This is a genomic window from Halioglobus maricola, from assembly GCF_009388985.1.
In the GTDB taxonomy this organism is placed as follows: domain Bacteria; phylum Pseudomonadota; class Gammaproteobacteria; order Pseudomonadales; family Halieaceae; genus Halioglobus; species Halioglobus maricola.
In genome coordinates this window covers 3,580,499-3,592,400 of sequence record NZ_CP036422.1, presented here as the reverse complement: position 1 = coordinate 3,592,400, position 11,902 = coordinate 3,580,499, and the positions used below count along the sequence as shown (strand labels likewise).

Genomic DNA, 11,902 nt, shown 5'->3' with positions numbered 1-11,902 from the left:
CGCTCTATCCAAAAAAAGTCGGGTTGAAATAGTGGCGGCCGCTGCGAATGTCCAGCAAGTAGTCCACCAGGTGTTCGTAGTCCCTGTTGCCGCTGGCCAGATCAATTTCACTGGCGTTGACGATCAGCAGAGGGGCGCCATCGTAATATAGAAAGAACTCACTGTACACTTCGTTCAGGCGCTCCAAATAGTCCCTGTCTATGGCCTGCTCCGAGGCGATTCCGCGCTGATCGATGCGCGACTGAAGGACGTCTGTAGAGGCTTGTAGATAGATCACCAGATCGGGTCGTGGGGCATCGATGGTGAGCTGTTGATAGACCTTTTCGTAAAGCTGGAATTCTTCCCGGTCGAGATTGATACGTGCGAACAGTGGATCTTTTTCTATCAGGAAATCGGCCACGCGCACGGGTTCAAAGATGTCTGCCTGACGCAGGTCCTGAATTTTCTGTGCGCGCTGGAACAGAAAGAACAGTTGGGTCGCGAGCGCGGCTTGTTGGCGGTTGCGGTAGAACTTGTCGAGGAATGGGTTCTGTTCCGCTTCCTCGAGCAGAGTCTGGTAATTGAATGTCGTCGCGAGGCGCTTGGTCAGGGTCGTCTTACCGACTCCGATGGGGCCTTCCACGGCGATATAGGCGGGCGGTGTGCGTCCTTTCAGGTCGATCTTGATGGCCGGGTCTCCCAGTCAGGGCCTTGGTCGATGGGAGCGAGGTCCAGTTCAGTGCGAACCAGCTCACCTCTCGGGCAGCGGGTTACTAATGTATCAAGATCGCGGCCGTCCGGCAGCATCAAATTTTCCGACGCGATATCTGCCAGCGGCAGCAGGACGAAATCGCGCTCAGTCAACCGCGGGTGAGGCACGCGCAAACGCGGTTCATCGATGTCCCGATCACCATAGAGCAGGATGTCCAGGTCCAGCGTTCGCGCAGCCCAGCGGACCTCGCGTTCGCGCCCCTGCTGGTTTTCGATCGCCTGGAGGGCATCCAGCAACACTATTGGTGCCAGTGTTGTCTCAAGGCTGGCGGCGGCATTCAGGTAGTCGGGTTGGTCGCCGGGGCCCACCGCAGCGCTGCGGTAGGCGGGTGAGATCGCGACAAGGCGAGTTTGGGCCAGGTCGGCCAGGGCAATGGCTGCGCGGCGCAACTGCGTGAGTGGTTCAGCGAGATTGCTGCCCAGAGCGATATAGGCTCGAGTCATGTGCTCTTGTTATTGCGTCGCCTGCGCGGGCGCCGGCGGCGGCGTGGGCCGTCGCTTTCTGTTTGTTGTTGTCTGTCGCTGGGTGCGAGGTGTTGGAACTGGGTCCAGAATTCGCCCAGGCCATCAGTTTCCTCGCCCGCCTGCTCACGGAGCAGAAGAAAGTCGTAAGCCGCGCGGAAGCGGCGCTGCTCGACCAGGTCGGCGGCTTTCTTGCCCTGGCGTTTCTTCAGGCGCAGTTGAAATTCCCAGATCTCTCGCATGGGCTGGCTAAAGCGGCGCGGGATGGAGATGAATTGCACCGCCTCAGCAATTGTTTGTTGTGCGGCGTCATGCATGGCGGGGATGGGGGGTGTGCCCTGGGCCTCTAGTTGCGCGGCCAGCCGGCTGGCTACAGGCCAGAGCAGGGCGGCGAGCAAAAAGGCCGGCGTCACTGGCTTGTCTTCAGCAATGCGCTGGTCAGTGTTGGCCATCGCTGCGCGCATCAGGGCGAGGTAATGTTCGTCTTCCAGTAATAGTGCGCTGGTCTCGGGGAACAGGTACTTGAGCAGGTCGTGGCGCAACAGCTGCTCCAGGGTCGCGGCAGCGTATCCCGACAGAAACAGTTTGAGGAACTCGTCGAACAGGCGCGCCGAAGGTATTTCGCGCAGCAGGTGGGCGCACTCCGGTATGGCCTGTGCCGTAGCGTCATCGATGCCAAAGTCCAGCTTGGCGGCGAAGCGCACGACACGCAGCATTCTTACGGGGTCTTCGCGGAAACGAACATCTGGTTCGCCGATGATGCAGATCTGCCTGTTCTCGAGGTCCTCAAGCCCGTGTACATGGTCGTACACTTCGAAGGTGCCAGAGTCGTAGTAAAGGGCGTTGACTGTCAGGTCGCGGCGCACCGCGTCTTCTTCCAGGGTCCCGTATACGTTATCGCGCAGGAGTAGCCCGCTGGCGGACTGGCGTGAGTGATTGCCGCTGTTGGCGCGGGCGCTGTCCTCGCCGTTCTCATGATGACCGCGGAACGTCGTGACTTCGATGATCTCGCGGCCGAAGCGGACGTGCACAATTCGGAAGCGGCGGCCGATGATGCGTGAGTTGCGAAACAGTTGGTGGACTTCTTCCGGCGTGGCATCAGTGGCAATGTCAAAGTCTTTGGGGTGGCCTCCCAGCAAGAGGTCGCGCACGGCGCCTCCCACCAGGTAAGACTGGTGGCCAGCGCTGCGCAGACGCGACATAACCTTCAGCGCACTGTCACTGATGTTTTTGCGCGAAATACAATGTTGGTCCCGGGGGATTACGTTCAAGGAATGATCAGCCTGTGTCACGGGGCAATAGCAGGCGCGCAGTCTAACACAAACGTCTGGCGCTGAGCTTGGGCGGCGCGGTTTAGGGTAGTGGAATGAATAATGGGGAAAACAAAGTTTTCCCCATCCAGGTCTCACATCGAGAGTTATTATTATTTCTCAGGTGCTATTATTTTTATAGACACTTATCAAAACATAGTTTTGTTAAATGCCCTATTGCTCATAACTGTTAATAAGTTACAAACAGGGCAATGGCCTACATCATCGTTAGCCAAACCCTACCTGTGGGGAAATTATTGTTATGAAATTGAGGGGGAAGCAGTACTTCCCCATCCAGGTCCATAGTGAAGAGTATTATTTTTATTAGCGCATCTGTTATTTTTATTTGTGATGCGGGCGTAGAATAGCAGGTGTTGTGCCAATATTAGAAATATCTATAAAAAACAATGAGATAAGTGTTTTTAGCGATTGCTAGAATATGCTGAAATAGCAGTATTGTTACCATCCTACCCCGTGTTTCGTAACTGCGCGGGGGTAGGGTAACGTTACTTTCAGCCCTCGTTTGCGGTTTTTCGCCGCCTTGTCGTACCGCCGCCCTTGCTGCGGGGGATGCCAAAGCGCTGGCGCCGCTCCCACAGGCACTTGCGGCTGACACCGAGTTTCTGGGCCAGTTCGGTCTCGCTCATGGAGTCCTGGTGTTCCAGCACGAAACGCTGGAAGTAGTCTTCCAGGGAGAGGTCTTCCTGCGGCTCGCTGGCGGTACTTGTGCGCTGCATGGGTGTGGCTGCGATACCATCCTGGCCGCGGATGCGGTTAATGTTTACCAGCTCCAGATCAATGCCCAGGCTTTCATTGTCGATCTCAGTGCCACTGGTCAGGACCACAGCGCGCTCGATCGCGTGTTCCAGCTCGCGGACATTGCCGGGCCATTGGTAGGTAGTGATGGCCTGGATGGCCTTGGGCGCCAACTGCATTCCCTGGCGTCCCAGTTTATGGGACTGGGACTCCACCATCTTCTCGGCCAGGTGCAGGATGTCCTTGCCGCGTTCGCGCAGGGGCGGCAAAGACAGGCGCAGCACGTTGATACGGTAGTACAGATCCTGGCGGAATTGGCCCTCGGCGGAGAGTTGTTGCAGGTTCCTGTGGGTGGCGCAGATCAGGCGAACGTTGACCTTGCGCGAGTGAACTGACCCAATGCGACGGATCTCGCCTTCCTGAATAAAGCGCAGCAAGCGTGCCTGGGCTTCCATCGGCAGTTCGCCAATTTCGTCGAGGAACAGCGTGCCGCCGTCGGCGGCCTCGATCAGGCCCATACGGCTGGTATTGGCGCCGGTGAAGGCCCCTTTTTCGTAGCCGAACAGTTCTGATTCGATCAGGGTGTCAGGAATCGCCGCGCAGTTGACGGATATAAGCGTTTTCTCCGCCCTGCTGCTGCGCTGGTGAACACTGCGGGCAACTAACTCCTTGCCGGTGCCGGTTTCGCCGAGCACGAGAACGGTCGACTCGGTCGGCGCGAAACGGCCGATATGTTCAAACAGGTCCAGCATGGCGGGGCATTTGCCGACGATGCCGGCGCCGTTGCCAGCATCGAGCGCTTTGCGCTGGCTCTCTTTCTGCTGTTCTGCGCGGGCGGTCGGATGGTCGGCGATAATGCGTTCTACCGCGCTGAGCATGTCGGCGTGGTCGAAGGGCTTGGCGATGTAATCTACAGCGCCCATACGCATTGAATCTACGGCGGAGCGTAGGCTTGCGTAGCTGGTCATGATCAGGACAGGAACGTCGCCAGCCTTTTTGATCAGGTCGGTGCCCGGTGCCCCAGGTAGACGTAAGTCACTGATAATCAGGTCGAAATCCCCAAAGCTGAATTCGGCTTCCGCTTGTTGCACGGAGCCGGCCTCACTCACTTCATAGCTGCTGCGCTCGAGTAGACGACGCAGGGCAGTGCGAATGACGGTTTCGTCTTCAACAACGAGAATTTGCTGCATGGATTGTTACCTGTTGTGTACAACTGAAACAACATACTCCTAGACACGTTAACTTTCCAGTTTGGGGGTTGAAAGTGTAGACCCTCGTTACACTTCAAACTCAATACCGTAACTACTGGTAGCAAGTGTCAGGGTGAAGCGGGTGCCGGGGCGAGGTCCCTCCTGCAGTGGGCTGGTTAGCTGCACCGAGCCGCCCATGTCGTCCATGATGCTGTAGACCAGGGCCAGACCGAGGCCGGTACCCGATCCGGGATCTTTGGTCGTAAAAAACGGCTCAAACACCTGGTGTTGTAATTCCACTGGAATGCCGCTGCCATTGTCATCTACGTCGACGAGCACCACGTCGTCTTTGGGATAGGCCTGGATCTGCACATGTCCCCTATCATCACAGGCATCCCGGGCGTTGCCGATCAGGTTTACGAACACCTGTAGCAGGCGCTGGCTGTCACCGAGCACTACCAGTTCACGGTCGCAGTGATTGCTGTAAGTCACCAGTTGTGCGTCCCGATCCAGCGTCAGCAGATGAATGGCTTCGTCGATACAGTCCGCGAGATTGCAGGGTCCGAGCTCGATTGATTCACTATTGGAGCCGGCGTGGGAGAAGTTCACCAGGGACTCGACGATCTTGGTTACCCTGCCGGTTTGTTTAAGGATGTCCTGCGCAGTGAGGGCTATCTCTTCCGGGTCGTCGGCGTACTCCAGGTTTTGCGCCAGGCAGGCGATACCAGTGACGGGATTGCCGATCTCGTGTGCAACCCCGGCGGCCAGGCGGCCTATTGAAGCGAGGCGTTCGTTGTGTAACAGCTCCGCCTCGAGGAGTTCGTAGGCCGTGATATCTTCCACCAGAATGATGGTGTCGCCACCTGCCGCACCGGATTTATGCAGGCTGACCCAGCTGGGCTCGGCGGGATCCGTCGTCACGTCGGTTTTGAGCACTGCGTTGTCTTTGCTTTGTTGGAAGTCGGCCAGCAACTGCTGCCATGGGGCAGGCAGTGTGGAGAGGAGTGAGCCTTGTACCTCGCTCGCGGCGACACCGGTGATCGCTTCCATGGCGTCATTCCACATCAGCATCTCGCCGTCGGTACCCATGGAGCAAACGCCGATGGGGAGCTGTTCCAGGGTTTCTCTATAGCGGCGGCGCAGATTGTCGAGATCCGCGGCCAGGCCGGTAAACTGCACCTGGCCAGAATCCAGATTTCGTTCAATCAGGTTGATGTCCTCAGTGCCGCTATCGCGGAACGGGATGGCCCGCTCAATGATGCTGTGGGCAATCGCGGGGCCCAACAAGCCCGAAAGATTGGCTTCGATCCTGCGGCGGAGGCGACGCAGGGCATACGGCCGGCTCTCATCTGGCTGAAAGCGCAGCTCGTCGAGTGCGCGTTCAACTTCGCCTGCGGCGGCGGTATGGCCCAGTGCAGGGGCGAGTTGCTCGGCAAATTGTGCGGCGGAGGTGAGTGGCAGGATTTGTCGCGTCGGCCGCGAGAGCTCGTCCATCGAGCAGATCTCAGCGGCAATGCGCTCATCCGGTGTCGACTCGGAGGTCAGTGAAACCAATGCAAAGAGCGCCACGTTTACGCCTAGTGACAGCATGGTTGCCATGGCCCAAATACTCAACTGGTCTGCCGCGAGAGACGAAAACAGATAGCCCAGTAGCTGGGCCTGGCCCTGCGTAGCCGGCAGCATGATTAGCGTAAACCAGGTGGCCAGGCCGCCGGTGAGACCGGCGAGCAGGCCCCGGCGATTAGCGCGTGGCCAGTGGGGCGTGGCGATCACACCGGGTAAGAACTGGAGGGTACCGGCAAATGCGACCAGGGCCAGTGCCGTCAGGCTCTGGCTATCGGCCAGGGTGAAGTAGAACGCGTAGCCCGAGAGAATAAGGACAGCAATCAGAAGCCTGCGAATGTGCCGGAGCGGGCGGTAGATGTCGGTTTCTTCGGCGAGCCTCAATAGGCCAGATGGCAACACCAGGTGGTTGAGGCACATATTGGCGAGTGCGAGGGTGGTGACCACAATAGTGGCGCTGGCGGCGGACAGTGTGGCGACAAAAGCCATCACCGACACGAGAGGCGAGTTGAGGTGTTGGCCCACCGCGAGCCCCGAGTAAGCCATGGGCATGGGGTGTTCAAGCACCATACCTGCCCATGCCAGTGGCAGTATCGGCAGGCTCAGGAGCATCAGATAGAGAGGAATGCCCCAGGACGCGGCATGTAGGTGCTCGCTCTCGGCGTTCTCTGCAAACATCATGTGAAATATGTGGGGCATGCACACCGCCCCGGCGAAGAAAACCAGCAGTAGGGTATGGGCGTTCTCGAAGCTTAGCTGGGTGGTCAGTTGTTGCCTTACTGGCGGGTAGTCTCGCAGCCACTGGGCCATGTGTTCGGGCCCCTCGAATACCTGGTAGACCACGGCGATCATCAGGCCAATCAGGGCGGCGAGCTTGACCAGTGATTCGAAAGCCATCGCAGTCACAAGGCCTGTATTGCGCTTACGCGAAGAGGCGTGACCGGTGCCAAACAGGATCGCGAAGACAATGATCACCAGGCATACGACCAGCGCTACTGAGTCGTGGTGAACGTCGGAGTGAGTCTCTGAGATGTTGTGCCCGGAGAGGTAGTGGACACTGTCGCCGATGGCCTGAATCTGCAGGGCCAGCAGTGGCAGCAGGGCAATGCACATGGTGATCGTGATGGCTGCTCCGACGCGGGGGCTGCGGAAGCGAAAAGCCAGCATGTCGGCGAGCGACGCCAGCTGGTAGACCCTGGACAGGCGTAGCACCGGGATCAGTATCAGGGCGCCGAGCAGGAACACCAGGCCAATGCCGCAGTAGTAGAGTAAAAAGTTGTAGCCGTAGCGATAGGCTACATCGATGACCGCGTTGCTGGCCATGGCGCCGGCAAAAACCCCGAGCGAGAGAACATATGTCAGTGGGTGGCTACTGATGGCTCGAGGAATGATCTCGCGTTCCGCCAGGTGTGCTATGGCGAACAATACCGAGAGGTAGCACGCGACCAGCAGCAGGATCTGGGTAAGACTAAAGCTCATCGCTGTGCCGAGAACGCTGGCTGAGCCAGGCGATAAAAATAATGAAGCTCCACACCAGATAAGGGCGATGCCAGGCACTAAAGTCACTGGTTAGCCAGTCGGCGATAAACGGGAAGCACACGAGCAGAACGACCAGGGTCAGTAGCAGGGTGCGTTGGATGTACATGGTGTGGGCAATTCCCCGTGATAACGGTCTGGGCGAGTCTCCGGCGATACTACGCGTGCGCGGCGGAGCGGTAAAGTTCAGCCCTCGCCTGGCGGTTCGGCGGCAATAGCCGTTCCCCCTGGTACTCGCTGCAAGTCCCAGTGGGCCGTGGCGAAGGCGAGAATGTCCGGTGGCTGGTCCATATCCTGTGGTGGTGCTTCCTGCTGCAGGAACGCCAGGGCGTTGCGCAGATTGCTGGCTGCCTGTGCCGAGGTGATGGCTGGCGCGTGATTCTGCTTGCTGAATTTTTGCCCTAGCGCATTGGTAATTACTGGAAAGTGGGCATACACAGGATGAGGTAAGCCGAGGCATTGCTGGAGATAGTGCTGCCTGGGAGTTGAGTCAAGCAAGTCGGAGCCGCGCACAATGCGGTTGATGTCCTGGAATCCATCGTCCACGACCACGGCGAGCTGGTAGGCATAGAGTTTATCTTTGCGCCTGAGAGTGAAATCAGGGAGCTCACTGCCGAGAGGGCAACGCTGTTGACCTTGAATGGCGTCGATGAAGCTAACTTCAGTTGTTGCGGGCACTGTAATACGGGTGGCGGCGGGAGGCTCGAGTTCGCCCTGTCGTGGCGGGCAGCGATCGCCGCATGCGCCGTTCGGACCTAGTATGGCGCGGGTGCAGTCGCAGTTGAACAGGTGTCCGGAGCGATCAAGATCCGCCAGCGCATCGGCGTAGGCCGTGTGGCGGTCACTTTGCCACAGTACGCTTTCGTCCCAGGTCAGGGCGTGATCTTCGAGGCTTTGCAGGATCGCTGTCGCTGCGCCGGGCTGTTCTCGCGGTGGGTCGAGGTCTTCCATACGCACCAGCCAGGTGCCATTGCAAGCGCGGGCATCCAGGTAGCTGGCGAGTGCTGCGATTAGCGAGCCGAGGTGGAGTGGCCCGGTGGGCGAGGGGGCGAAGCGCCCCCGATAGGCAGTGGAGACAGGCGACAAGTCGCTCAGCCCATCTCCTGCTTCTCCTTGATCTCATCGAGCGTTTTGCAATCGATGCAGAGGTTGGCGGTGGGGCGCGCTTCGAGGCGCTTGATGCCGATCTCGACGCCGCAGGCGTCGCAGAAACCGTAGTCATCCTGCTCGATACGCTCCATAGTGGAGTCGATCTTCTTGATCAGCTTCCGCTCGCGATCGCGGGTGCGCAGCTCGAGGCTGAACTCTTCTTCCTGGGTGGCACGATCCGCCGGATCGGGAAAATTAGCGGCCTCATCTTTCATATGCGTCACAGTGCGATCTACTTCTTCCATCAGCTCGGCTTTCCAGCTGAGAAGAATGGATTTAAAGTGCTCGCGCTGCTTCTCGTTCATGTACTCTTCGCCGCGCTTTGGCTTATACGGGACGAAGTTCTTGAACTCGACGGAGGCTGCTTTTTTGGCGGGCTTTTTAGCTGCTGCTCTAGGCATGGCTGCTTTCCATAACTAAAAACATTGACGACACAATACTCACAGAATGGTCGTTTCGGCAAACCCGTCTCGACCAAGGGCGGAGAAACTACCAGATTCATTGCCGGCGTGCCAGCTTTTTAGTCTGTTGTTAGAATGGCGTGCACTGATGCGGGGGATATATGAACAAACATTACGGCGCCGGCGGTTTTGCCCGGCGTCTGCAGGACATCGAGCCTTTTCGGGTGGTGGAAGTATTGACCCGTGCCAGGGAGCTTGAGGCGCAGGGGAGGGATGTTGTTCATCTCGCCGCGGGTGAGCCGGATTTCGCCACCATTGCGCCTATCGTTGAAGCGGGTCGCAAGGCACTGGCCGATGGCGCCACGCACTATTCTGAAGCTGCGGGAATTCCCCAGCTGCGCGAGGCACTATCAGCCTTTTATGAATCGGAGTACGGTCTGGACATCGCGCCGCAGCGCATCATGATTACACCGGGCGCCTCCGGTGCTCTGCTGCTGGTCGCTGCTCTGTTGGTGAATCCGGGCGAGGGCATGTTGATGGCAGACCCGGGCTATCCCTGTAACCGTCATTTCCTGCGTCTGGTGGAAGGTGAGGGGCAGTTGGTGGCCGTCGATGCGGCCTCGCGCTATCAGTTGACGCCTGAGCGAGTGGCCGAACACTGGCGAGAGAACACCGTGGGCGCCATGGTTGCCTCGCCTGCCAATCCCACCGGCACTGCTTTATCAAGAGAGGAACTCGCTGGCATGGCGGCGGCAGTGAAAGCTCGTCAGGGGCATCTTGTGGTGGATGAAATCTATCATGGCCTGGGATATGACGCGCCGGCGCCCAGTGTTCTCGAGGTGGATCAGGACGCCTTTGTCATCAATAGTTTTTCAAAATATTTCGGCATGACCGGCTGGCGCCTGGGTTGGCTGGTGGCCCCGGAAGCAGCGGTGGCCGAGATGGAGAAGCTGGCCCAGAATCTGTTTATTTCCATGTCTACCATGGCCCAGCACGCTGCGCTCGCGGGTTTTGAGCCAGCGGCCCGCGAGCAACTGAACGCGCGGCGGGATACGTTTCGCCAGCGCCGCGATTTTCTCTACCCTGCGGTGCAGGACCTGGGCTTTGACGTGGGCTGCAAGCCGGAGGGCGCGTTTTATATTTACGCCAATGCCTCCCGGTTTACCGACGACAGCCAGGCGTTCTGCATGCGGTTGCTGGAGGAGCATGGCGTTGCCCTGACGCCGGGCCTGGACTTCGGCCATCATCGTGCCGCGGAGCATTTACGATTTTCCTACACGACATCCATGGAACGTCTCGAACAGGCTGTGGAGCGGTTGGCAGGAGTGTTGAAGTGAGCACTGATGCGAGTGGCCTGATCGAGGGCGTGTTAATCAAGCGTTACAAGCGCTTCCTCGCAGATGTACAGCTGTCCAGCGGTGAAGTGATTACCGTCCACTGCCCCAATACCGGTGCTATGACTGGCTGTGCGGAGCCGGGCTGGAAAGTATGGCTGAGCCGCTCCGATTCGAAAACCCGCAAGTATCCCCACACATGGGAGTTGGTTGAGACCGACACAGGTATGGCCTGTATCCATTCGGCGCGCGCGAACAAGCTCGTGAAAGAGGCCTTTGCAGTGGGCAGGATTCCGGGTTTCAGCGACTACCCCGAGATACGCACCGAGGTGAAGTACGGCGAGGGCAGCCGGGCCGACTTGGTGCTCGAAGGCGATCCCGGCAAGGTGTTTGTGGAGGTCAAGTCGGTAACGTTGTGCCCGGCTGGCGGTCAGGGGCTGTTCCCTGATGCGGTCAGCGACCGGGGCCGTAAGCATCTGCGGGAACTGCGTAATGTGCTGGCTCCCGATACAAGAGCAGTGATGTTTTTCTGCGCTCTGCATGAGGGTGTTGATCACGTCAGTGCCGCCGGCGAGATCGACCCTCGGTACCGAGACACGCTGGCAGAGGTCGTGGCGGCAGGTGTAGAGGTGTTAGCCTGGGGTGCAAAGATCAGCCCGGAAGAGATGCGCGTTGAGCGCCCTCTCGGTTTTAGCGTGGATCCGTTATGAGCTTAACAACTGAGCAATTGCTAGGTCGCGATGAGTCGCATCTGGTGGCCGCCGGAGACAGCGTCAGGCTTTGTCCGGAGGTGGTGGCTGCGTTTGCTCGACTGCAGGATGATGCGCGGGCAGCTGGCTTTGAGCTCGCAACTGCCAGTTGTTTCCGCTCGTTCGAGCGCCAGTTGGCGATATTTAATGGTAAGGCCGCCGGTGAGCGGCCTGTCCACGATGACGGGGGGCGTGTGCTGGATGCTCTTTCGCTCACGCCCGTGGAGCGGCTTCACGCTATTCTGCGTTTTTCGGCCTTGCCTGGCGCGTCGCGTCATCACTGGGGTACGGATCTCGATGTCTACGATGCGAATGCAATGCCGCAGGGGTATCACCTGCATCTGAGCCCTGAGGAAGTCGCCCCTGGCGGCATGTTCGACGCTATGCATTGTTGGTTGGATGCGCGCATGGAGCAAGGCGAGTCTCACGGTTTCTTCCGGCCCTATGGCGAAGACCGCGGAGGGGTGGCGCCGGAGCGCTGGCATTTGAGCTATGCACCGCTGGCCAGCGGCTGTGAAGGCGCGCTTACGCCGGCCGTATTGCAAGCGAGTTGGGTAGGTATAGAGCTCGGTTTACGTGAAGAGGTAGAGCGGGAGCTGGCGGCAATATTTGCCCGCTATGTCAGCGTGCCGATTGGTTGGTGTCCTGCGGCATCAGCGGGTTAGGGTAGGGTGCCCGGCGCGCGAGGCGCACCGGGCAAAC

Annotated in this window: 11 protein-coding genes; 3 read left to right on the top strand and 8 right to left on the bottom strand. The window is 58.8% G+C overall.

Going from position 1 to position 11,902, the window contains the following annotated elements; translation table 11 throughout:
• Positions 1 to 4: 4 nt before the first annotated feature.
• The 8 genes from EY643_RS16400 to dksA form a co-directional block, all read right to left on the bottom strand.
• Positions 5 to 622 (bottom strand): deoxynucleoside kinase, encoded by a 618-nt coding sequence (locus EY643_RS16400; protein ID WP_240732742.1) that lies wholly within the window; start codon positions 620 to 622, stop codon positions 5 to 7.
• Positions 623 to 651: 29 nt separating this feature from the next.
• Positions 652 to 1,194 (bottom strand): 2-amino-4-hydroxy-6-hydroxymethyldihydropteridine diphosphokinase, encoded by a 543-nt coding sequence (folK, locus tag EY643_RS16395; RefSeq protein ID WP_153240239.1) that lies wholly within the window; start codon positions 1,192 to 1,194, stop codon positions 652 to 654.
• Positions 1,191 to 2,483: a polynucleotide adenylyltransferase PcnB gene (gene pcnB, locus EY643_RS16390; RefSeq protein ID WP_153240238.1), complete on the bottom strand. Its 1,293-nt coding sequence runs from the start codon at positions 2,481 to 2,483 to the stop codon at positions 1,191 to 1,193. Before pcnB ends, folK begins: the two co-directional genes overlap by 4 nt.
• 551 nt (positions 2,484 to 3,034) lie before the next feature.
• Positions 3,035 to 4,468 carry a sigma-54-dependent transcriptional regulator gene (locus tag EY643_RS16385; RefSeq protein ID WP_153240237.1) on the bottom strand — a complete coding sequence of 478 codons (1,434 nt, stop codon included), beginning with the start codon at positions 4,466 to 4,468 and terminating at the stop codon, positions 3,035 to 3,037.
• An 87-nt stretch (positions 4,469 to 4,555) separates the two neighbouring features.
• Positions 4,556 to 7,510 (bottom strand): ATP-binding protein, encoded by a 2,955-nt coding sequence (locus EY643_RS16380; RefSeq protein WP_153240236.1) that lies wholly within the window; start codon positions 7,508 to 7,510, stop codon positions 4,556 to 4,558.
• Positions 7,500 to 7,676 carry a hypothetical protein gene (locus tag EY643_RS16375; protein WP_153240235.1) on the bottom strand — a complete coding sequence of 59 codons (177 nt, stop codon included), beginning with the start codon at positions 7,674 to 7,676 and terminating at the stop codon, positions 7,500 to 7,502. Before EY643_RS16375 ends, EY643_RS16380 begins: the two co-directional genes overlap by 11 nt.
• A 77-nt stretch (positions 7,677 to 7,753) precedes the next feature.
• Entirely contained in the window at positions 7,754 to 8,653 is a 900-nt protein-coding gene (gene gluQRS / locus EY643_RS16370) for a tRNA glutamyl-Q(34) synthetase GluQRS (RefSeq protein ID WP_153240234.1), read from the bottom strand.
• A 5-nt stretch (positions 8,654 to 8,658) separates the two neighbouring features.
• On the bottom strand, positions 8,659 to 9,117 hold the full coding sequence (gene dksA / locus EY643_RS16365; RefSeq protein WP_153240233.1) for an RNA polymerase-binding protein DksA: 459 nt from the start codon (positions 9,115 to 9,117) through the stop codon (positions 8,659 to 8,661).
• 161 nt (positions 9,118 to 9,278) lie between these two features.
• On the opposite strand from dksA, the gene EY643_RS16360 reads away from it, so the two are divergent.
• Genes EY643_RS16360 through EY643_RS16350 form a run of 3 tightly spaced genes read left to right on the top strand, consistent with a single transcriptional unit; the run spans position 9,279 to position 11,865 of the window.
• Positions 9,279 to 10,454: a pyridoxal phosphate-dependent aminotransferase gene (locus tag EY643_RS16360; protein ID WP_153240232.1), complete on the top strand. Its 1,176-nt coding sequence runs from the start codon at positions 9,279 to 9,281 to the stop codon at positions 10,452 to 10,454.
• Positions 10,451 to 11,161, top strand: a complete 711-nt coding sequence (sfsA, locus tag EY643_RS16355; protein ID WP_240732741.1) for a DNA/RNA nuclease SfsA — start codon at positions 10,451 to 10,453, stop codon at positions 11,159 to 11,161. Before EY643_RS16360 ends, sfsA begins: the two co-directional genes overlap by 4 nt.
• A complete protein-coding gene (locus EY643_RS16350) occupies positions 11,158 to 11,865 on the top strand; it encodes a M15 family metallopeptidase (RefSeq protein ID WP_153240231.1) in 708 nt (235 codons plus the stop codon). Before sfsA ends, EY643_RS16350 begins: the two co-directional genes overlap by 4 nt.
• Positions 11,866 to 11,902 lie beyond the last annotated feature (37 nt).